Annotated in this window: 20 protein-coding genes; 8 read left to right on the plus strand and 12 right to left on the minus strand. The window is 67.7% G+C overall.

Translation table 11 applies throughout. From position 1 onward, the window contains the following. Positions 1 to 140: 140 nt before the first annotated feature. Positions 141 to 281 (minus strand): hypothetical protein, encoded by a 141-nt coding sequence (locus tag SP5_RS16180; RefSeq protein ID WP_157013776.1) that lies wholly within the window; start codon positions 279 to 281, stop codon positions 141 to 143. A 132-nt stretch (positions 282 to 413) separates the two neighbouring features. Continuing rightward, positions 414 to 665 carry a DUF4328 domain-containing protein gene (locus SP5_RS16185; RefSeq protein WP_052811601.1) on the minus strand — a complete coding sequence of 84 codons (252 nt, stop codon included), beginning with the start codon at positions 663 to 665 and terminating at the stop codon, positions 414 to 416. Positions 666 to 945: 280 nt separating this feature from the next. On the opposite strand from SP5_RS16185, the gene SP5_RS16190 reads away from it, so the two are divergent. Together SP5_RS16190 and serA are read left to right on the plus strand one after the other, a co-directional pair. Continuing rightward, on the plus strand, positions 946 to 2,103 hold the full coding sequence (locus SP5_RS16190) for a phosphoserine transaminase (RefSeq protein WP_042490641.1): 1,158 nt from the start codon (positions 946 to 948) through the stop codon (positions 2,101 to 2,103). Positions 2,104 to 2,189: 86 nt separating this feature from the next. Beyond that, positions 2,190 to 3,767, plus strand: a complete 1,578-nt coding sequence (gene serA / locus SP5_RS16195; RefSeq protein WP_042490642.1) for a phosphoglycerate dehydrogenase — start codon at positions 2,190 to 2,192, stop codon at positions 3,765 to 3,767. A 406-nt stretch (positions 3,768 to 4,173) separates the two neighbouring features. On the opposite strand, the gene SP5_RS16200 is transcribed toward serA, so the two are convergent. Further along, positions 4,174 to 5,022, minus strand: a complete 849-nt coding sequence (locus tag SP5_RS16200; protein WP_042490644.1) for a hypothetical protein — start codon at positions 5,020 to 5,022, stop codon at positions 4,174 to 4,176. Between the two features lie 240 nt (positions 5,023 to 5,262). Here SP5_RS16200 and SP5_RS16205 point away from each other — a divergent pair, with 240 nt between their 5' ends. Further along, the gene (locus SP5_RS16205) at positions 5,263 to 6,369 is read left to right on the plus strand and encodes an ATP phosphoribosyltransferase regulatory subunit (protein ID WP_042490645.1); all 1,107 of its coding nucleotides are present in this window, start codon (positions 5,263 to 5,265) and stop codon (positions 6,367 to 6,369) included. Between the two features lie 112 nt (positions 6,370 to 6,481). After that, positions 6,482 to 7,771, plus strand: coding sequence for an adenylosuccinate synthase (locus tag SP5_RS16210; RefSeq protein ID WP_042490646.1), 1,290 nt, complete (start codon positions 6,482 to 6,484; stop codon positions 7,769 to 7,771). 173 nt (positions 7,772 to 7,944) lie between these two features. On the opposite strand, the gene SP5_RS16215 is transcribed toward SP5_RS16210, so the two are convergent. From SP5_RS16215 to SP5_RS16240, 6 genes are all read right to left on the minus strand, one after another. Beyond that, positions 7,945 to 8,373, minus strand: a complete 429-nt coding sequence (locus SP5_RS16215) for a hypothetical protein (protein WP_157013777.1) — start codon at positions 8,371 to 8,373, stop codon at positions 7,945 to 7,947. A gap of 62 nt (positions 8,374 to 8,435) precedes the next feature. Next, on the minus strand, positions 8,436 to 9,503 hold the full coding sequence (gene aroC / locus SP5_RS16220) for a chorismate synthase (protein ID WP_042490648.1): 1,068 nt from the start codon (positions 9,501 to 9,503) through the stop codon (positions 8,436 to 8,438). Next, positions 9,500 to 10,045, minus strand: a complete 546-nt coding sequence (locus SP5_RS16225; protein ID WP_042490649.1) for a GNAT family N-acetyltransferase — start codon at positions 10,043 to 10,045, stop codon at positions 9,500 to 9,502. The genes aroC and SP5_RS16225 overlap by 4 nt, the downstream gene beginning before the upstream one ends. Positions 10,046 to 10,229: 184 nt before the next feature. Beyond that, positions 10,230 to 11,021, minus strand: a complete 792-nt coding sequence (gene fabI, locus SP5_RS16230) for an enoyl-ACP reductase FabI (RefSeq protein WP_042490662.1) — start codon at positions 11,019 to 11,021, stop codon at positions 10,230 to 10,232. An 8-nt stretch (positions 11,022 to 11,029) separates the two neighbouring features. Then, positions 11,030 to 12,001 (minus strand): YihY/virulence factor BrkB family protein, encoded by a 972-nt coding sequence (locus tag SP5_RS16235; protein ID WP_042490651.1) that lies wholly within the window; start codon positions 11,999 to 12,001, stop codon positions 11,030 to 11,032. A gap of 7 nt (positions 12,002 to 12,008) precedes the next feature. Further along, positions 12,009 to 12,956, minus strand: a complete 948-nt coding sequence (locus SP5_RS16240) for a DnaJ C-terminal domain-containing protein (RefSeq protein WP_042490652.1) — start codon at positions 12,954 to 12,956, stop codon at positions 12,009 to 12,011. 100 nt (positions 12,957 to 13,056) lie between these two features. Between SP5_RS16240 and SP5_RS16245 the strand changes: the two genes are divergently transcribed. Beyond that, complete coding sequence (locus SP5_RS16245; RefSeq protein WP_042490653.1) at positions 13,057 to 13,287, plus strand: hypothetical protein; 231 nt, start codon at positions 13,057 to 13,059, stop codon at positions 13,285 to 13,287. A 129-nt stretch (positions 13,288 to 13,416) separates the two neighbouring features. Here the strand turns inward: SP5_RS16245 and SP5_RS16250 are convergent, their stop codons facing one another. Both SP5_RS16250 and SP5_RS16255 read right to left on the minus strand, forming a co-directional pair. Beyond that, positions 13,417 to 14,310, minus strand: coding sequence for a transglutaminase family protein (locus SP5_RS16250; protein WP_042490654.1), 894 nt, complete (start codon positions 14,308 to 14,310; stop codon positions 13,417 to 13,419). After that, positions 14,307 to 16,763, minus strand: a complete 2,457-nt coding sequence (locus SP5_RS16255; RefSeq protein ID WP_042490656.1) for a circularly permuted type 2 ATP-grasp protein — start codon at positions 16,761 to 16,763, stop codon at positions 14,307 to 14,309. Before SP5_RS16255 ends, SP5_RS16250 begins: the two co-directional genes overlap by 4 nt. A gap of 224 nt (positions 16,764 to 16,987) precedes the next feature. On the opposite strand from SP5_RS16255, the gene pdxH reads away from it, so the two are divergent. Genes pdxH through SP5_RS16270 form a run of 3 tightly spaced genes read left to right on the plus strand, consistent with a single transcriptional unit; the run spans position 16,988 to position 19,324 of the window. Next, positions 16,988 to 17,569, plus strand: a complete 582-nt coding sequence (pdxH, locus tag SP5_RS16260) for a pyridoxamine 5'-phosphate oxidase (protein ID WP_042490663.1) — start codon at positions 16,988 to 16,990, stop codon at positions 17,567 to 17,569. Continuing rightward, positions 17,566 to 18,519, plus strand: a complete 954-nt coding sequence (locus SP5_RS16265) for a cation diffusion facilitator family transporter (RefSeq protein WP_042490657.1) — start codon at positions 17,566 to 17,568, stop codon at positions 18,517 to 18,519. Before pdxH ends, SP5_RS16265 begins: the two co-directional genes overlap by 4 nt. Position 18,520: 1 nt before the next feature. Then, entirely contained in the window at positions 18,521 to 19,324 is an 804-nt protein-coding gene (locus SP5_RS16270) for a PhzF family phenazine biosynthesis protein (RefSeq protein ID WP_042490658.1), read from the plus strand. A gap of 190 nt (positions 19,325 to 19,514) precedes the next feature. Here SP5_RS16270 and SP5_RS16275 read toward each other — a convergent pair. Continuing rightward, positions 19,515 to 21,005: coiled-coil domain-containing protein (locus SP5_RS16275; protein ID WP_042490659.1), on the minus strand; the 1,491-nt coding region annotated here is incomplete at its 5' end.

The following is a 21,005-nucleotide window of genomic DNA, read 5'->3' on the forward strand; positions in this document are numbered from 1 at the left end:
GGGGTCGAGCGAGCCAAAGGCTCGCGCGCTGCGCGCGCACCCCTCACCCAGCTCCGACTAAGACTTTGCTTACGCAAAGCCTAAGTCTGCGCAACCCTCTCCCCTCTGCGAGGGGCGAGGGAACAAAAACCTCTGTCGACTCAGACCAGCGTGGTTGCCTTACCCCCGGCTGACACCGCAACCTTGGATATAGTGATGCGCAATGCCTGTCGCCGGCCCAGATCGACCAGCAATCGGCGCGTCAGCATCGCCGACGGAACGTCGATGATGATGCGCGCCACATTCGCCCGTGATATTGAAATCCATTGATCCGAGGTTTCCGATGCCGCGAGGAAGGGCGCCGTCATATTGCGGTAGATCGCCGCTGCGACTCACAGGCTCCACAACAGGTTCAGTCATATCGGAACTGAGACCTAAGCGGGAGCCGCTGAGGCGATAGTGACACTGCACGTTTCCCGAATCCCCTCGAACGGCTTTGAGAGGACTGCGATCGGCACGAAAAACCATCCGACATTCCAGCCTGGGCTGATCGTCATCGCAGAGTTCCACTGTTGCGCGTTGCGATTGACGATATAGACCCAGCGGAAGAAACCGAGAGGGTAGAGCAAGGTGAGCAGGGCAGGCAGATCGAGGGTCGATCCTTGATCCACGATCACCCGATTCACCGCTTTCGGTGTAACGATTTGCTACATAAAGCGCTGATTCGCCACAGATATAATGTCGTCTGGCCCAGGCTGGCGAAGAGCTAGAGACAGGGCAGTGTAATTGCCAATCGCTTCAAGCAGCTCGGATGCTTAAGCACTCGAAGTTCACCCTTTGGGCGATAACCGGATGCAAAATTGCGCCGTCGCGATTGTGGTTGTCATCTTCGTTCGACATCGCTAGGGCCGTCGACGGGCCACGCGGTCCCAACGCCGCGCGTGCTCTCTGTGAGGAGAGTCTTAAATGACTGATACGACTGCCGCTGACGCCACTCTTGCGCCTGCGAAGCCCGCCACCAAACCGGCGCGTCCCTATTTTTCCAGCGGCCCCTGCGCCAAGCCTCCCGGTTGGGATGCGGCCAAGCTCGCGACGGACAGCCTCGGCCGTTCGCATCGCTCGAAGCTGGGCAAGCAGCGCCTGCAATATTGCATCGACCTGATGCGCGAGCTGCTGAAGCTCCCCGACACCCACCGCATCGGCATCGTCCCCGGCTCCGACACCGGCGCGTTCGAGATGGCGATGTGGACCATGCTGGGCGCACGGCCCGTTACCACGCTGGCCTGGGAAAGCTTCGGCGAGGGCTGGGTGACCGATGCGGTCAAGCAGCTGAAGCTCGAACCGACTGTCCTGCGCGCCGATTACGGCCAGATCGCGGACCTGAATGCGGTCGACTGGTCGAACGACGTGCTGTTCACCTGGAACGGCACCACCTCGGGCGTCCGCGTGCCCAATGGCGACTGGATCGCCGACGACCGCGAGGGCCTGTCCTTCGCCGACGCGACCAGCGCGGTGTTCGCCTATGATCTGCCCTGGGACAAGATCGATGTCGCGACCTTCTCGTGGCAGAAGGTGCTGGGTGGCGAGGGCGCACACGGCGTCCTGATTCTCGGCCCGCGTGCGGTCGAACGCCTCGAAACCTACACCCCCGCCTGGCCGCTGCCCAAGGTGTTCCGTCTGGTGTCGAAAGGCAAGCTGGCCGAGGGCGTCTTCAAGGGCGAGACGATCAACACCCCCTCGATGCTCGCCGTCGAGGACGCGATCTTCGCACTGGAATGGGGCAAGGGCCTGGGTGGCGCAGAGGCGCTGGTCAAGCGTTCGGACGCCAATGCGGCGGCGCTGGGCAAGATCGTGGAAGAGCGCGACTGGCTCGGCCATCTCGCTGCCGATCCGGCGATCCGCTCGACCACCAGCGTCTGCCTGACGGTCGAGGGCGCGGACGAGGCGCTCATCAAGAAGATGGCCTCGCTGCTCGAAGCCGAAGGCGCGGCCTATGACGTGGCGGGTTACCGCGACGCGCCTGCGGGCCTGCGCATCTGGTGCGGCGCCACGGTCGAAACCGCCGATGTCGAGGCGATCGGCCCGTGGCTCGACTGGGCTTACGCCACCGCCAAGGCGGCCTGATCCTTTCCTGATACCCCCGGCCTTGTGGCCGGGGATTTCCCCCCCCATTCCATAACCCCGGCCGTGCCGGGGTGACGAGGTGAACCATGCCCAAAGTTCTCATCAGCGACAAAATGGACCCCAAGGCCGCCCAGATCTTCCGCGAGCGTGGGGTCGAGGTTGACGAAATCACTGGCAAGACGCCCGAAGAGCTGAAGGCGATCATCGGCCAGTATGACGGCCTGGCGATCCGCAGCTCGACCAAGGTCACGAAGGACATTCTCGAACACGCGACCAATTTGAAGGTCGTCGGCCGCGCCGGGATCGGCGTCGACAATGTCGACATCCCCGCCGCCAGCGCCAAGGGCGTGGTGGTGATGAACACGCCGTTCGGCAACTCGATCACCACCGCCGAACACGCCATCGCGCTGATGTTCGCGCTCGCCCGCCAGCTGCCCGAGGCCGATGCCTCGACCCAGGCGGGCAAGTGGGAGAAGAACCGCTTCATGGGCGTCGAGCTGACGTCGAAGACGCTGGGCCTGATCGGCGCGGGCAATATCGGCTCGATCGTCGCCGACCGCGCGCTGGGCCTGCGGATGAAGGTCGTCGCCTTCGACCCGTTCCTGACGCCGGAGCGCGCACTGGAGATGGGCGTCGAGAAGGTGACGCTGGACGAACTGCTCGCCCGTGCCGACTTCATCACGCTGCACACCCCGCTGACCGACCAGACCCGTAACATCCTGTCGGCCGAGAATCTCGCCAAGACCAAGAAGGGCGTGCGCATCATCAACTGCGCGCGCGGCGGCCTGATCGACGAGGACGCGCTGAAGGCGGGCCTCGATTCGGGGCATATCGGCGGCGCGGCGCTCGACGTGTTCAAGGTCGAACCGGCCAAAGAAAGTCCGCTGTTCGGCACGCCCAACTTCATCTCGACGCCGCATCTGGGCGCGTCGACCACCGAGGCGCAGGTGAATGTCGCGATCCAGGTCGCCGAGCAGCTGGCCGATTTCCTGGTTTCGGGTGGCGTCACCAACGCGCTGAACATGCCAAGCCTGACCGCCGAGGAAGCGCCCAAGCTGAAGCCGTACATGGCGCTCGCCGAAAAGCTCGGCTCGCTGGTCGGCCAGCTGTCGCACGGCGCGGTGACCGGCATCGCGATCGAGGCCGAAGGGGCGGCTGCCGCGCTGAACCTCAAGCCGATCACGGGCGCGGTGCTGGCGGGCTTCATGCGCGTCCATTCGGACACGGTGAACATGGTCAACGCGCCGTTCCTCGCCAAGGAGCGCGGCCTCGACGTGCGCGAAGTGCGCCATGACCGCGAGGGTGATTACCACACGCTCGTCCGCGTCACGGTGACGACGGCCGACGGCGAGCGTTCGGTCGCGGGCACGCTGTTCGGCGACCAGGCCCCGCGCCTGGTCGAGCTGTTCGGCATCAAGGTCGAGGCCGATCTGGCCGGGCCGATGCTCTATGTCGTCAACGAAGACGCACCGGGCTTCATCGGCCGCCTGGGCACCACGCTGGGCGAGGCGGGTGTCAATATCGGCACCTTCCACCTCGGCCGCCGCTCGGCGGGCGGCGAGGCGGTGCTGTTGCTCTCGGTCGACGAGGCGGTGGATGCTGGCCTGTTGGGCAAGGTCAAGGCGCTGCCGGGCGTGAAGACCGCGATGGGCCTGGTGTTCTGATCCGATAGAATCGGATTTTCGGCAAAGGGGTCGGGTGCCAAAAGGCATCCGGCCCCTTTCGTCTCGCGGTCAATCGAGCGGCGCTGCCGCCCCGCCGAGAAGGGGGCGTGGTGTGGGGCCGGATGGTGGCTCTATGGGATCGAGTCCATCATCGCGGCGCAATGGCGGGAATTTGGGCGGCGGACGACCGCCCGCTACGAAAATCGCGGTTATCGCGGCTCGTATCTCTTCCCGTTCCGCATCGCTCATGCGGGGTGGCCCGGTAAGATCCTTGATCGGCATGGACGATCCTCACACGATGCTGACGTCCGCAGGATAGCATGGTCGGGCGAATGACGCGAAAGTCTCGGGCGCGGGTCGATCGCCAAGGTAAGGGCGGCCTCCTGTCGGCCAAGCCCCCTTTGCCTCAGGCGGTGGGTTCTGGCGGGAGCAGCGCATCACGACGCACGCGGATGGCGTCGGCCTCCTCCGGAGCAAGGTCCAGTCGGTCGAGACGCTCGTCGAGCAGCACCGGCAGCGTGGCATTGGGATGGACCACCGCCAGCGTGAAGGTCTCATCCTGGGCGGGATCGTAATGGGTCCAGGGCCGCTCGTCCTTGCGGAAGCCGCTGGCGATCGCCTTGCCGGTCATCGCCGGGTCGATCGGCGCATAGGTGATCCGGCTCTGGCCTCTCTTGTCGGTACGCTGGGTGATGCGCGCCCAGACCGGCCGAAGGAGCGCGGGATCACGCATCGCCTTGATCGAGGCCGATTGGTATAGGAAGCGCCGCATCATCAGGACCGAAAACACCGCAAAGACGAGCACGACCAGCAGCGAGCCGAGGAAGCGGTTCCAGAACTCCTCGATCGCCAGCGACAGGGTGATGTTGTCGGGATTGCCGCGTTCCGCGACGACCCGGGTTTCGCGATCCTCGTTGCGGAACGCCATATAGGAAAAGCTGACCGCCCGCGACTGGATCGCGCCGTCGCGCGGATAGGCGATGGTGGCGTTGCACCGAACGCTGAACTTCCGCATCCGGCATTCGCCATCGACCATAGAGGCTTGCGGCACGTCTACCGGCGCGCGCAGGATGCGATAATCGGCGTACAGGCCCGGCCAGATGGTGGCGACGATGGCCAGGGCTCCGAAACCCAGCAGGATGCTGAACACCAGCAACCTGTAATGATCGGCAAATCCGGGCCGCCGCACCATGATGGGCCGTGCGGGCAGCAGCCCCGATGGGTCGGGAAGGCCGTAGTCGGTGGTCTTCAACATGCTCCTCCTTAAGGCAGGCGGCTATCTATCATCGTGCCGCCAACAGATGCGAAAACATCTGGCGGCCAAGGGGTTGCATGCGTAACGAAAAAACGGAGGGGCCATCGCGGTTGACGCCGCTGGCCTTAGTGACCAATCACGCAACCCATCCGTCGCAGGCCGACGATCAAACGACAGGGTTTTTTTGCGCGTGATCCGCTTCTCCACCCCCGACCGTGCATGCTTCAAGGACAATGCCCGATGACCGCGCTCCTTCCCGAAGGCTATCACGACCGTCTTCCCCCCTATGCCGACGCCGCGGCGTCGGTGGAGGCGCGGGTGCTGGAGGCGGCGCGGCTGCACGGGTATGAGCGCGCCGATCCGCCGTCGATCGAGTTTGCCGAGGCGCTCGGATCGCGGTTGAAGGCGGGTGGCTTGCATGATGCGGTGCGCTTCGTCGATCCGGTGTCGCAGCGCACGCTGGCGATCCGGCCCGACCTGACCGCACAGGTAGCGCGGATCGCCGCTACCCGCATGGGCCATCACCCGCGTCCGGTGCGGCTGTCCTACGCGGGCACCGTCGTTCGCCTGCGTGGCTCCGAGCTGGCGCCCGCGCGTGAGTGGCGGCAGATCGGGGCGGAACTGATCGGACTCGACTCGACGGCCGCCGCCACCGAAGTCGTGCGCGTCGCGGTCGAGGCTTTGGTCGCGGCGGGCACGACCGGCATTTCGATCGACTTCACCTTGCCCGATCTGGTCGACCTGCTCGCCGCCGGGCCGCTGCCGGTCGCGGGCGGTCAGGTGGCCGCGTTGCGGGATCGGCTGGACGCCAAGGATGCGGGCGGGGTCGCGGCGATCGCGCCCGAATACCTTCCATTGGTCGAAGCGGCCGGGCCGTTCGCGACCGCGATGGAGCGCCTGCGTGCGTTCGACACCCAGGGTGTCCTCACCAGCCGCCTCGATGCGCTGGACGCGATTGCCGCCGCGCTGGGGGAGGGGGTGGCGATGACGCTCGACCCGACCGAGCGGCATGGCTTCGAGTTCCAGAGCTGGCTGGGCTTCTCGCTGTTCGTCGCCGGTCCGCCGCGCGAGGTCGGGCGCGGCGGCACCTATACGATTTTCCACGAGGACGGCGCGGAGGAGAAGGCCACCGGCTTTTCGCTCTATGCCGACGCCATCGTCGCCACCGCGCCGCCGACCGAGCGACGGCGGCTGTTCCTGCCCTTCGGCACCGAACCCGCAGCGGGCGCTTCGCTCCGCGCGCAGGGCTGGGTGACGGTGCAGGCGCTGGAGGAAGGCGACACGCCCGAGGCGCAGCTCTGCACCCATATCCTGACGAACGGCCAGCCACAGGCTATCGCCGGTTGACAGCCGGGGGCGCAGCCCGCTAGGCGCGCCCCGCACATCTTTGGAAACCCCCTCGCGCCGAGTCCTGTCGAAGGGCGCATGGGGTCCGTCCGGCAGGCGGAGCATAGCATCCATGGCAAATGTAGCAGTCATCGGCGCGCAATGGGGCGACGAAGGCAAGGGCAAGATCGTCGACTGGCTGGCCGAGCGCGCCGACATGGTCGTACGCTTCCAGGGCGGTCATAATGCCGGTCACACTTTGGTCGTCGGCGAGAATGTCTACAAGCTGTCGCTGCTCCCCTCGGGCATCGTGCGCGGCACCCCCAGCGTCATCGGCAACGGCGTCGTCCTCGACCCCTGGGCACTGAAGGCGGAGATCGAGCGTCTGGCCGAGCAGGGTGTCCATGCCTCGCCGGAAACGCTACGCGTCGCCGACAATTGCCCGCTGATCCTGCCGATCCATCGCGATCTGGACGGCCTGCGCGAAGACGCCAGCGGTGCGGGCAAGATCGGCACGACGCGGCGCGGCATCGGCCCGGCCTATGAGGACAAGGTCGGCCGCCGCGCGATCCGCGTGTGCGACCTGGCGCATCTGGACGATCTGGGGCCGCAGCTCGACCGCCTGTGCGCGCATCACGACGCGCTGCGCGCCGGGTTCGGCGAGCCGCCGGTTGATCGCGAGCGGCTGCTGGCCGATCTGCGCGAGATCGCTGATTTCGTCCTGCCCTTCGCCAAGCCGGTGTGGCGCGACCTCAACGAGGCCCGCGCAGGCGGCAAGCGTATCCTGTTCGAGGGCGCGCAGGGCGTGCTGCTTGACATTGATCATGGCACCTATCCCTTCGTCACCTCGTCCAACACCATCGCAGGGGCTGCGGCGGGCGGTTCGGGCCTGGGGCCGTCGGGCGTCGGCTTCGTGCTGGGCATCGCCAAGGCCTATACCACCCGCGTCGGTTCCGGCCCGTTCCCGACCGAGCTGGAGGACGAGACCGGCCAGCGTCTGGGCGAGCGGGGCCATGAGTTCGGCACCGTCACGGGGCGCAAGCGGCGTTGCGGCTGGTTCGACTCGGTGCTGGTGCGCCAGTCGGCGGCGGTCGGCGGCATCACCGGCATCGCGCTGACCAAGATCGACGTGCTCGACGGGTTCGACGAGGTGAAGATCTGCGTCGGCTATAAGCTGGGCGACGAGACGCTCGATTATTATCCGACCCATGCGGCGGATCAGGCCAGGGTCGTCCCCGTCTATGAGACGATGGAAGGCTGGCAGGAGTCGACGGCGGGCGCGCGCAGCTGGGCGGACCTGCCCGCGCAGGCGATCAAATATATCCGGCGGATCGAGGAGCTGATCCGCTGCCCCGTGGCGCTGGTGTCGACCAGCCCGGAGCGCGAGGATACGATCCTGGTTCGCGATCCCTTCGCGGATTGATCTTGAGAGGCCCCGGCGATGCGTCGGGGCCTTTATTGTTGGCGGGTTTTCCGTGGCCTTCGACTTCGGCGCGCTGCGCCGAAGTCGAAGGCCACGCCCCTACGTCTCAGCATATGAAAGGCCCGGCCGCTCACGCGACCGGGCTTTCTCCGTAGTGACGAACCCAAAAGGGATTACATGCCGCCGCTGCTGCCCGGCGGGGTGGTGGTGCCGCCGGTGGTTCCGGTGCCGACCTGGCCGCTGGTGGTCATGTCACCGCCCATGGTGCCACCATTCATCGTCCCGCTACCGGTCGTCGTGGACGAACCCATGGCATCAGGCGTGGTGGAAGGCGTGTTGACCGTGCTGCCCGGCATGGTCGTACGGCTGCGGCTCTTGCCGCGCGTTGTCGAGCGGGTGGAGGTGCCCGGCGTGGTGGTCATAGTGTCGGGCTGTCCCATGGTGGTCTGCCCCGGCATGGTCGATGTCTGACCCGGCATGGTGGTGGTCTGTCCGGACATACCGCCACCCGCCATCCCGCCGGTCGTGCCGCCCGTCATCTGCGCAAAACCGGCAGCGGGGATCACGAGTGCGGCGGCGGCGATTACATGCATGTAACGCATTGATTCTCTCCTGCTCTATTCTCGTGATAGTCAACGAGGCAAGAGAACGTCCGTTCCTCTATTTAACCACATTGGCCGCGATGAAGCAACGCCTGATCGGCTAAAACCAGTGCGACCATCGCCTCGACCACCGGCACGCCGCGAATGCCGACGCAAGGGTCGTGGCGGCCCTTGGTGGCTATCTGCGTTTCCTCGCCAGTGCGCGTGATCGTGTCGACCGGGGTCAGGATCGAGCTTGTCGGCTTGAACGCGACGCGCATCGTGACGGGCTGGCCGGTGGCGATGCCGCCCGCGATGCCGCCCGCATGGTTCGCCAGGAAGCGCGGACCGCCATTGCCGGCACGCATCGGGTCGGCATTCTGCTCGCCGGTCAGCGCGGCGGCGGCAAAGCCATCGCCGATCTCGAACCCCTTGACCGCGTTGATGCTCATACAGGCGGAGGCGAGTTCGCTGTCCAGCTTGGCATAGAGCGGCGCCCCCCAGCCCGCAGGCACGCCGGTCGCCTCGCAGGCGACGACTGCTCCGACCGAGGAACCGGACTTGCGCGCGCCGTCGACGATCGCTTCCCAGCGCTGCGCGGCGGCGGCATCGGGGCAGAAAAAGGGGTTGGCGTCGATCTGCGCGTCGTCGAACGCCTCGTAATCGATCCGGTCGCCGCCGATCGACTCGACCCAGGCGCGGATCTTGACCTGCGGGATCACCGCGCGCGCGACTGCGCCCGCCGCGACCCGCGCCGCCGTCTCGCGTGCCGAGGACCGTCCGCCGCCGCGATAGTCGCGAAAGCCATACTTCGCGTCATAGGCATAATCCGCATGACCGGGGCGATAGGCGAGCGCGACGTTGGAATAGTCCTTGGACCGCTGGTCGACATTCTCGATCATCAGGCTGATCGGGGTGCCGGTGGTCCGCCCCTCGAACACGCCGGACAGGATGCGGACCTGATCGGGCTCGCGGCGCTGCGTCGTGAAGCGGCTGGTGCCCGGACGGCGCTTGTCGAGCCAGGGCTGGATGTCCTCTTCGGACAGCGCGATGCCCGGCGGGCACCCGTCGACCACGGCACCAAGGGCCGGGCCATGGCTCTCGCCCCAGGTGGTGAAGCGGAACAGGCGGCCGAAACTATTGAAGCTCACGCTGCATCTCCCAACCGGGCAAAGGCCGGCGCATGTGTGGCGGCCCCGCGTACGCCGCAGGGGACCAGGCCGCCCTGAAGCGGCACCGCCAGGAAATAGTCACCCGCATAGGGACTGTCGAAACCGCTCGCCACGTCCGCCGCGAAGCCGAACCGGCCGTAGAAAGCGGGATCGCCCAGCGCGAAGCACAGGACGACGCCTTCCTTTTCCAGCCGCTCGATCCCGGCGGCGACCAGCGCCTCGCCGACGCCCTGTTGCCGCCAGTCACGCGCGACCGCGATGGGGGCGAGGGCGACCGAATTGATCGGCTTGCCGCCGATCTTCACGGCCATGCGGCTGAACGCGATCGCGCCGATCAGGCTGTCCGTGGCCTCGTCGATCGCGACCAGCATCAGCACCATGTCGCCCTCGACACACAGGTCGCGGACCAAAGCGGCTTCGGCCGGAGCGGGGAAGCTGGCGACGAGCAGCGTGTCGAGCGCGGCGACGTCCTGCCCTTGCGCGGGGCGGATGGTGATGGCGGCGATAGGCTGGTCGGACATGGGTTCGTCTTTAGCGTCGCCGGAGCGCAAGGCGCGATAGATAATGTTGTATCCTCCCCGGTACGGGGAGGGGGACCATGCGAAGCATGGTGGAGGGGGATCGACGCTGGGCAAGTCCCTTGTGCAAGCCCCCCTCCGTCAGCGCTGCGCGCTGCCACCTCCCCGCGCCGGGGAGGATTTTCGTTTACGCCAGCGCGATGTCCGGTGCGTCCTCGGCCTTCATGCCGATGACGTTGTAGCCTGCGTCGACATGGTGGATCTCACCCGTCACGCCCGAGGACAGGTCGGACAGCATGTAGAGCCCCGCACCGCCGACATCCTCGATCGTCACGGTGCGCCGCAGCGGCGCATTCAGCTCGTTCCACTTCAGGATATAGTTGAGGTCGCCGATGCCGCGCGCGGCCAGCGTCTGGATCGGGCCTGCCGAAATGGCGTTGATGCGGATATTCTCCGGGCCGAGGTCGACCGCGAGATACTTCACGCTGGTCTCCAGCGCCGCCTTGGCCACGCCCATGACGTTGTAATGCGGGATGACCTTTTCCGCGCCATAATAGGTCAGCGTCAGGATCGAGCCGCCCTCGGGCATCATCTGGCGTGCGCGCTGGGCGACGGCGACCAGCGAATAGGCCGAGATGTTCATGGTCATCAGGAAATTGTCGAGCGTGGTGTCATAATATTTTCCACGCAGCTGCGACTTGTCCGAAAAGCCGATGGCATGAACCACGAAGTCGATTGTCGGCCACTCGGCCTTCAGCCCCTCGAACAGCGCATCGAGCGACTCCATCTCGGACACGTCGCAATCGAACAGGCGCGCCACGCCCAGCTGTTCGGCCAACGGGCGGACCCGCTTTTCCATCGCCGCGCCCTGATACGAAAAGGCGAGCTCCGCGCCCGCCTCCGAAAGCTGCTTGGCGATGCCCCAGGCCAGCGATTTGTCATTGGCCAGGCCCATGATGAGTCCCCGCTTGCCTGCCATCAATCCGTTCACGCCGTTACCGCTCCTGCCGGTTCACTTCCATCAATCGCCCTCTCTAGCGCCGTTTCCGGTGGTTCCGCCAGTGCCGCGTTCAAATGCGCACCGAAAACCAGCCCCAGGCCGATCAAATAGAAGAACAACAGCATCACCACGACGCCCGCCAGGCTGCCATAGGTCAGGTCGTATCCGCCCAGCCTGGACAGCGCCCACGGCAGTAGCGCGGTCATGCTGACCCACCAAGCGGCGGTGAACAGCGCGCCCGGCCATTTGGGGCAGTCGCTCTCGCGATATTTGCCGGGCGTGACCGAGTAGAAGAGCAGATAGAGCGCGCCGAACATGACGGCGCCCGGAATCAGCCGCGACAGCCCGATCCAGCCCGCCATGTCCTGCGCGAACGGCACCAGGCGATAGATGAACTGCTCCGCCGCCGTCAGGATACCGGCGGCGAGGAAGGACAGCAGCGCCACCACGACTGAGGCGATCATGACCAGCGTCGAGGACAGCCGCGATTTCCAGAAGGCCGCCGTCGCCTTCACGCCGTAAGCGCGGTGGAAGATATCGCGGATCGTCTCGATGAAGCCGCCGACCGTCCACAGCCCGACCAGCCCGCCCAGCCACAGCAGCGATCCGGTCCGCGCCGCCAGCACGTCGGCGATCGGCTTGCGCAACAGGTCGCTGACATCTGGGGGCAGGACGTGGAGGAAGCTCTCCACCGCATGTTGCGTCTCGTTGCTTTGCCCGAACAGCGACAGCAGCGCGGCGGTGGTGATGAAGAAGGGGAACAGCGTCATCAGCGCCAGATAGGCGAGGTTCCCGGCATGGATGAACCCGTCGTTGAACACGCCCAGGCTGGTGCGTTTCAATATCTCGAAGGCGTAGGAACCCGGCTGGACCTTGGCGATCTGCCGGTCCAGCCGCTGGCGGGCCTTGCCTGGATGGTGCGCGCGTTCTTCTGGAGTCAGGCCGTTCACATCGCTCATGGAACGATCAGACGCCCATGGCGGCCCTCGGGTTCCTGCCGTCGGTCCATTCCGCTGCAAACTGTTGCAGCGCGGCATCATCGGCAGGGATGTCGATCATCAGCGTGATCAACTGATCGCCGCGCCCGCCGTCCTTCTTGTGAAAGCCCTTGCCCTTCAGGCGCAACGTCTTGCCCGAGCTGGTGCCCTTGGGCACGGTCAGCATCACCGGACGCTCGACGGTGGGGGCCTTCACCTGGCCGCCCAGCACCGCCTCGGTCAGCGAGATGGGCAGGTCGAGCCGCACATCGTCGCCGTCGCGGGTGAAGAAGGCATGGGGCACGACCTCGATGGTGATGATCGCATCGCCGGGGCCGCCGGGGCCTTGCTCGCCCTTGCCGCCTAGGCGCATCTGAGTGCCCGTATCGACACCGGCGGGTAGTTTCAGGTCCAGGGTCTTGCCATCGGCCAGCGTGATCCGCTGCGGGCTGAGCGTGGCGGCGTCGACAAAGGGAACGCGCAGGGCATAGGCGCTGTTCGCGCCCTTGGCGGCCGAACGCCCCCGTCCGCCGAAGCCGCCAAAGCCGCCCGAGAAACCGCCGCGCCCGGCGCCGCTGAACATTCCCTCGAAGATATCCGACATATCGGCGCCCTCGCCGCCGAAATCGAATTGCTGACGAAAGCCGCCGCTGCCAGCGCCGGGCCGTGCGCCGCCGCCGCCCGCTCCGCCGCCATAACCGAAAGGCGAGGTGGGGTTGCCGTCGCCGTCGATCTCGCCCCGGTCGAACCGGGCGCGCTTGTCCTTGTCGTTCAGCAGGTCATAGGCGTTGGTAACCTGGCTGAACTTCTCCGCCGCCTTGGGATTGTCCTTGTTGCGGTCGGGATGCAGTTCCTTCGCCAGCTTGCGATAGGCTTTCTTGATATCGGCTTCGCTGGCCATGCGGCTCACGCCCAGCGTCTGATATGGATCGGCCACTCTGTTCCCCGTTGGCAGTGTATTGGCTTCTCATGTGGGGCAGCCCGTGCCGGAGCGCAATCCGTTCCCCATGCGTTGGACCAGCAGAAGGAGACGGATCATGACCCAGCCGATGCAGGCCGTTGGCAAGGACGGCAAGAAAGGCGCGCCGGACGGCGTGTCGGATGCGCCGGGCAAGAAGGGCGGCGAGAGCCAGGGCGGCGGTTACGAGGGCGTGCCCGAGCGCGACGGCGACTTCCATGGCGGCCAGAGCGGCGCGGCCTATCACGGCAAGGGCGGCCACCCGGACCCCGACAAGGACAATCCCAATGCGGTGACGGAAGAGGGGTAGGGGCTTTCCCTTCCCTCCGTTCAGCCTGAGCGAAGTCGAAGGCCAAGGGAAAGCGCTCGCGGCAAGGTGCACGGCATGCACTTCGACTTCGCCCAGTGCGAACGGAGGGTGGGGGCGGGGCAGGCTGGCCTATCCCGCCACCATCTCCTCCAGCGGCGCGACATCGACGCTGACGTCCATCTTCTGCGCGCCCGAACCCAGCACCACGCCATCGACCGGCGCGATTTCGGCATAGTCGCGGCCGACTGCGACGATGATGTGGTCGCCCGCCATCCAGATGCCGTTGGTCGGATCGACGCCGACCCAGCCATGCACCGGCCCGCCCCAGATCAGCACCCAGGCATGGGTGGCATCCGCGCCGACCAGCCGCGCCTGACCCGGCGGCGGCAAGGTGCGGATATAGCCAGAGGCATAGGCCGCCGGGATGCCCGCCGCGCGCAGGCCCGTGATCATGATCTGCGCGAAGTCCTGGCACACGCCGCGCCGCTGGCGGAACGCTTCGGCCGGGGGCGTGTCGACCAGCGTGGCGGCGGGATCGAAGGCGAATTCGCGCTGGATGCGGTTGGCCAGCGCAAACCCGGCCTCCAGCGCGCCGCGTTCCGGCGCCAGGTCGGCCGCGCACCATTCGGCGATGGCGGGGTCGAGCGGGATCAGGGGCGAGGGGAAGATATAGTTGGCCGGGCTCGCCGCCGACAGGTCGCGGCTGGCGCGGGCGAGCGCGGATATCTCGGCCAGTGTCGGGTCGTTCGGGGACGGCATGGGCACCGGCCGGTCGACCATCATGCGCGCGCGGCTCTCGATGGTCAGGCTGCGCACCGGGCGATCGACGACCAGCCGCGTGACATGCGCCAGCCCCGCCTCGGCATGGGCGGAGCGGGTGCGGCCGACCGGCTCGACGATCAGGTCGTATGATTCCAGTGTCTGGCCGGGCCAGTCGATCGGCTTCAGCCGCAGATTGCAGCGCGCATATTTGACCTGCGCGCCATAGTCGAAGCGGGTGATGTGGCGGATGTCGTAGATCATGCCAGGGTAAGTCCTCCCGCCCGCAGCGGCTCGGCCCCTTGCAGGAAGTAGCGCCGGGCGATCGCCTCGGACAGCAGGCCCAGCCGCCGCTCGACATCGCCCAGCGTATCGGCGTCGAGGGTGCGCGCGTCCGCCGTCTCCAGCGCGGCGCGGATCGCGATGGCCTGGGCCTGTTGCGGCTCGGCCATGTCGTCGTCGGACAGGACGGGCAGGCGCGACAGGCAGTCGGCGATGCGCGCGGTCTGATAGGCGAGCGCGCGCGGATTGTTGGGGTCGAGCGCGACGAGGTCGACCACGGCGACGCGCGCGAGGCCGGTCGGATAACGCTGGCGGTAGCTGATCTGGCTGTTGGCGAGGTCGAGCAGCGTGGACAGGTCGTCCGCCGAGGCCCCCGCCATGCCGAACAGACGCGTCGCCCGCGCCACCGCGACCGCACGCTCCACCCGGCGGCCGAGATCGTGGAAGCGCCAGGCGGTGGTCCGCACCATATGCTCGGCCGACAGTCCGGCGATCGCGGCATAGCGGCGTTGCAGCGACCCCGCCCGGTCGAGCATCCCGGCATGGCTGGGGAAGGGAGCCTCCAGCAGCCGCACCATGTCGGCGGACAGCCGGTCGCGCGACCCTTCGCTGATCCCGCGCGCCAGCCGGTTGATGCGGGCGACCGAGTGATAGCCCTCATCCTCCATCGCGGTGCGCGCGAACTGGGTCAGCGTGGCGCGGTGCAGGCTGTCGGGATGCGGGGCCGCGCCGCCGCCGGTGATGAGGCCGACCAGCCGCCCGACCGTGCGCGGGTCCAGCGCCGCGCCGCCATCGACGTCGATCGAATTGCCCAGCATCACGCGGATCGCCGCGAGCAGCGCCTCGCCCCGTTCCAGATAGCGGCCCAGCCAGTAGAAATTGTCCGCCACCCGGCTGGGCAGCGTCCCCGGATTGCGCCGGACGTGCAGCGAATCGGGGTCGGCGAGCAGCGATATGGGCGTCACCGGCTCCGGCCCATGGACGCAGACATCGGCGGACCACAGCCCTTCGCCGATCATCGCGGCGGTCGCCTCCGGATGGTCGCCGATCCGGCCGAAGCCGCCGGGCATGACCGTCCACCGCCCTTCGCCGTCGCGCGCGGCGAAGACGCGCAGGGTGAAGGGGCGCGGCTCCAGCCGGTCGCCGATGACGACGGGCATGGTCGACAGGCGCACCATCTCCTGCCCGACATAATCCTGCGGGCGCTTCGCCATATCGGCAAGCAACGTGGCGCGCTCCCCGGCCGACAGGCTGGCGCCCGTGCGTGCGCCATCGGGCAGGCCCAGCGGGCGGGGGCCGAAGGCGGGGGCGATCAGCAGCGTGTCGAGATGTTCGGCGACATGCGCGGCCTGGCGCGGACCGCCGCACCACCAGGTCGCGATATTGGGCAGCATCAGCGGCATACCCGCCAGAGCCTGCGCCAGCGCGGGCAGGAAGGCGGAGACGGCGGGACTTTCCAGCACGCCCGCGCCAGGCGCGTTGGCGATCACCACCTGCCCCTCGACATAGGCGTCGATCAGGCCGGGCACGCCGATCTGCGAATGGCTGTCAAAGGCCAGCGGGTCGAGCAGCCGCGGGTCGAGTCGCCGCCACAGCGCATCGATCCGCTTCAGCCCCGCGACGGTGCGGACATAGACCTGCCCCTCGATCGCGGCGAGGTCCGCGCCCTCGACCAGCAACAGGCCGAGATAGCGCGCCAGATGCGCCTGTTCCGGATAGCTGGGGTTGAACCGGCCCGGCGTCAGCAGGCCGATGCGCGGGTCGGCCCTCCGGCACTGGGCGGCCAGCCCGGCACGGAAGGCGGCGAAAAAGGGGGCGTGCCGTTGCACGTTCAGCCGGTTCTGCAAGCCGCCCAGCGTCCGGCTGACCGCCAGCCGGTTCTCCAGCGCATAGCCCGCACCCGCCGGGTTGCGCAGATGATCGGCCAGCACCCGCCACTCGCCATCCGGCCCGCGTGCCAGGTCGAAGGCGACGAAGCTCAGATGATGACCGCCCGGCGGGCGCACCCCGACCATGGGCCGCAGGAAATAGGGGCTGCCGGTCGCCAGCGCGGCGGGGATATGCCCCTCCGCCACCAGCCGTCCGGGGCCGTAGAGATCGGCGAGGATCGTTTCCAGCAGCGCGGCCCGCTGGATCACCCCCGCCTCGATCCCCGCCCATTCACGGGTGTCGATCAGCAGCGGAACGGGCGAGACGGGCCAGGGGCGCTCGTCGGTTTCGCCGATGATGCGAAAACCGGTGCCGATATCGGCGGCATGGCGCTGCACCCGCTCGCGTGCATGGGCGAGGTGGCTGGCGACGGCGGCCAGTTCCTCCAGCATCGCGGGCCAGGCGGGGTCGTCGGACCCCGCCAGCACGTCCGCGCCGGGGGCGGCCGCGCGATAGGCGTCGATCCAGGCGGCGGCCTGCGCGGGGCTGTCCTCGGAGGGGTCCATCGGGTGCGGAAACTCGCTGTATCCGGCCAATGTTGCAACAGATGATTGCGGGGGGAGCGGAATCGGGTGCGCGATGCCCGCGTGGCGTCGGAGTCGATCGCCCTATTCCTCCCTCTCTGCTCTATGAGGGGCGAGGGAAAAAGGAAGCGGATACATGTCCATGGGCTTCAGCGTTTCCGTTCGCGGCGTTGGTTTTCCCGGCCCACAGGCGTATGGGCGGGCGCATGGCCGACGATCCCTTTGCCCTGTTCGATACGTGGTTCGCCGAAGCGCGTGCGAGCGAAATCAACGATTCCAACGCGATGGCGCTGGCGACGGTCGACGCGACCGGACAGCCGTCAGTGCGTATGGTCCTGCTGAAGGGCCATGATCCCCGCAGATTCGTGTTCTACACCAATCGCGAGAGCCGCAAGGCGCAGGATCTGGGCGATGGCAGCAAGGCCGCGCTTCTCTTCCACTGGAAGTCGCTGCGTCGCCAGATTCGCATCGAAGGTCCGGTGTCGCGCGTCGATGACTCCGAGTCGGACGCCTATTTCGCCAGCCGGGGGCGCGACTCGCAGCTGGGGGCCTGGGCCTCGGACCAGTCGCGCCCGCTCGCCGACCGCGAGACATTCGAGGCGCGGTTCGAGGAAATGCGCGCCCGCTTCGAGGGCGGCGACGTGCCGCGCCCCCCGCACTGGGGCGGATACCGCGTCACTCCGCAACGGATCGAGTTCTGGCTCGACCGCGAGCACCGGCTGCACGAACGCCGTGTCTTCACCCGCACCGGCGAGAATGGCTGGGACGAAGGATTGCTGTTTCCGTGACCCAGGACGAACGCAAGAAGGTCATTCCGCTGGCGACACGCGCGGCGCTGGCCAGCGTCGCGATGGCGTTGTTCCTGCTGGCGCTCAAGGGATTCGCCGCGTGGCGGACGGGGTCGGTCGCGATGCTGGGTTCGCTGGCCGACACCGCGCTCGACCTGCTCGCCAGCCTGGTGACGCTGTACGGCGTCCGGCTGGCGGCGACCCCGGCGGACCACGACCACCGCTTCGGGCACGGCAAGGCCGAGGCGCTGGCGGCGCTGTTCCAGGTGGCGCTCATCACCGCCTCGGCGGCGGGTATCGCCTGGCGCGCGGTCATGGCGCTGGGCGCGGATAATCCGACCAGCGATGCCGAATTCGGCATCGGCGTGTCGGTGATCGCGATCCTGGCGACCATCGTCCTGCTCGCCTATCAGCGCAGTGTGATCCGGCGGACCGGTTCGGTCGCGATCCTGGCGGACAATGTCCATTACCAGTCGGACGTGCTGCTCAACGGATCGGTGATCGTCGCGATGGTGCTGGACCAGTATTTCGGCTGGCACGGCGCGGACCCGATCTTCGGCATCGCCATCGCGCTGTGGCTCGCCTGGGGCGCGTTCCAGGCCTCCTCGACCGCGATCGACCAGCTGATGGACAAGGAATGGTCCGACGACCAGCGCGCCGCCTTCCTCGACGTCGCCGCCCGCCAGCCCGGGCTGAAGGGTATCCACGACTTCCGCACCCGCCGTTCGGGCAGCCACGACTTTGCGCAGTTCCATATGGAGGTCGACCGCGACATGACCGTTGCCGCCGCGCATGACGTGGTCGAGGGGGTCGAGCGCGCGCTGCGCCGCGCCTTCCCCAAGGTCGAGGTGCTGATCCATCTCGATCCCGAGGGGCATGTCGACACCGACAATCCGCTGGTCGAGGCGGATGTGACGCCGCATTGGTTCGGCAAGCGCGTGGGATATTGAGATGCGGATCCCTTTCACCCAGGTCGACGCCTTTGCCGAGGCCGCGTTCGCCGGCAATCCGGCGGCGGTGATGCTGCTGTCGGCCTGGCTGGAGGACACCGTGCTGCTGGCGATCGCGCAGGAGAATAATCTGTCGGAAACGGCCTTTCTGGTGCCGATGGACGGCGGCGAGGCGGATTTCGAACTGCGCTGGTTCACGCCGGGCGACGAGGTGGAGATGTGCGGTCACGCCACGCTGGCCAGCGGGCATGTCGTGCTGTCGTCGGATACCACGCGAAACCGGGTGCGGTTCTCGACGCGCCATGCCGGGGTGCTGGAGGTGGCGCGCGACGGGCTGGGCTACAGCATGTCCCTGCCCGAGCGCACGCCGTCGCCCGAGGCGCTGCCGGGCGTGGTCGAGGCGCTGGGTGTGGACGGCGTGGTGGAAACGCTGCGCCATCCGGCGGGCTATGCGGTGGTCGTCGTGGATAGCGCCGAGACGGTGCGGGCCTGCACGCCGGACTTTACGGCGCTGGCCAAGGCCGGGCGCTATGTCGTCATCCTGACCGCGCGCGGCGGGGCTGGCGAGGCCGATGTGGTCAGCCGCGTATTCGTGCCCGCCTTCGCCATCGACGAAGACCCGGTGACGGGGGCGGCCCATGCGGTGATCACGCCCTATTGGACGCGGAAGCTGGGCAGCGAAACGTGCGTGGCGGAGCAGGCGAGTGCGCGCGGCGGGCGGTTGACCTGTCGGCTGGACGGCGACCGGGTCGTGCTGGGCGGTGGGTGCGTGACGGTGATCGAGGGTACGTTCCTGCTGCCTTGACGGTTTTGCGTGGCCTTCGACTTCGGCGCTTTGCGCCGAAGTTTACCCCGAGCGGCTGGTTTGCCAGCCAGTTGAGGGGCTCAGGCTGAACGGAGGGGAGGATCAGGCCAAATCATCCAGCAGCCGTTCACGCTGAGCGAAGTCGAAGCGCACACCTGTATTTGCGACTTGGCGGAGGATTCAGGCGGCGTCACTCCGCCGCCAGCAATGTCTCGGCGGCCTGCAAATCCACCGACACCAACCGGCTGACCCCGCGCTCGATCATCGTTACGCCGAACAGCCGGTGCATCCGGCTCATCGTCACCGCATTGTGCGTCACGATCAGATAGCGCGTATCCGTCTCGCGCGTCATCCGGTCGAGCAGCCCGCAGAAACGATCGATATTGGCGTCGTCCAGCGGCGCATCGACTTCGTCCAGCACGCAGATCGGCGCGGGGTTGGTGAGGAACAGTCCGAAGATCAGCGCCACCGCCGTCAGCGCCTGTTCACCGCCCGACAATAGGGTGAGCGACTGGAGCCTTTTGCCCGGCGGCTGCGCCATGATTTCCAACCCGGCCTCCAGCGGATCGTCCGAATCGATCAGCGCCAGATGCGCCGAGCCGCCGTCGAACAGGGTCGCGAACAGCGTCTGGAAATGGCCGTTCACCGCCTCGAACGCTTCCAGCAGACGCTGCCGCCCCTCGCGGTTGAGCAGCCCGATCGAGCTGCGCAGGCGCGCCACCGCCTGGACCAGATCCTCGCGCTCGGCGGCGCTGGCCGCGCCGCTCGCCTCCAGATCGGCCAGTTCCTGTTCGGCGACCAGATTGACCGGGCCGATCCGTTCACGATCGGCGGACAGCTTGTCATGCGCGGCGGCCTCGGTCTGGGGCGAGCCGACGCTGGCGCTGTCGAAGGCGAGTTTCTCCGGTAGTACCGGCGCGGGGCAGGCGAAGCGTTCGCCCGACACCCGGCCCAGCTCGACCCGGCGGAGTTCGTGATTCTCGACCCGCGCCAGTGCCCCCGCCCGCGCCTCGCGCGCCGCCGACAACAGCGCATGGGTCTCGGCATGGGCCGCCTCGATGGCGCGCAGCGCGCGTTCGGCGTCGGCTTCTTCGATCTGGGTGCGCTCCGCCTCGGTCTTGGCGGTGTCGTGTGCGGCGGCGAGCCTGGCGATCTCGTCGGCCAGTAACGTCGGCTGGTCGGCGAGCGCGGCGGCGTCGCGGTCCAACGTCGCGGCACGGTCGTCCATTTCGGCGATCCGACCCGCCGCCTGACCCGCCCGCTGGTCCCAGCCCTGCGCCTCGGCGATGGCGGCGGACAGGCGGTCGCGGGTCTGGGTCAGGCTGCGCTCCAGCGTCGTCCGCTCCGACCGCGCGAGCGCCACCGCCGAGCGCGCCAGCTGCGTCTCCTGCTGGAGCCGCGCCGTCTCCGCTGCACTGGCTGTACCGTCGGGCAATCCGGCCAGCGTCGCCTGGGCACGGTCGCATTCGGCCAGCGCCTCGTCCATCTCGGCGGCGATGCGTTCGGCGCGGGTGGCGAGGTCGGTGCGCTGGGCCGACAGACGCTCGATCACCGCCTGCGCCCGGTCCTCGGCCCGCTCGGCATCGCGCAAGCTCGCCTCGGCGCGGGCATGGAGATTGCGCGCGCTGGCGGCGGCGGCACGGGCGCGGGCGATCCGCTCCTCGATCGCGGCACGCGCCTC

It is taken from the genome of Sphingomonas parapaucimobilis NBRC 15100, from assembly GCF_000787715.1.
GTDB lineage: Bacteria > Pseudomonadota > Alphaproteobacteria > Sphingomonadales > Sphingomonadaceae > Sphingomonas > Sphingomonas parapaucimobilis.